This is a genomic window from Cupriavidus sp. 05N39 (genome assembly GCF_056397325.1).
On sequence record NZ_JBFTNE010000348.1, the window covers coordinates 1 to 410 of the forward strand.

Annotated in this window: 1 protein-coding gene; it reads right to left on the reverse strand. The window is 72.2% G+C overall.

Features of this window, described 5'->3' with window-relative positions:
* The coding region (locus tag AC1DN0_RS41650; protein ID WP_477146692.1) for a hypothetical protein at positions 1-410 on the reverse strand (410 nt) is incomplete at both ends.

A 410-nucleotide genomic window follows, 5' to 3' on the forward strand; every position in this document is an offset into this window, starting at 1 on the left:
CAGGCGGCCAGCCGCCAGGCCAGCTCACTGAACTGGTCGCCGGCCACCAGCCCGTCCAGGGCGCGGTCGCCGCTGGCGCGCTGGCCCATGCCGGTGGAGAGCGCCATGTAGGCTTCGGGGTCGCGCGAGTCCATCACCCGCTCCACCAGCCCGCGCCGGTAAGCCGGCGTGTTCTGCAGCGGCTGGCCTTCGGCAAACAGCGAGGCCTCGGCGGCGAGGTTGCCCGCCTTGGCCGCCTGCAGGCGCTGGGTGAGGATCAGCTGGCGGCCCAGGCCGTCGCTGGAGACGAAGCCATCGCAGCGTCGCGCAACGCGCTCGCGCGCCTGCACCATGATGGGCGAGGCGGTCATGCCCATCCCGCTCAACAGCGCGTTGTCCAGTTGGTAGCCCCCGGGGTCCATCGCATAGGT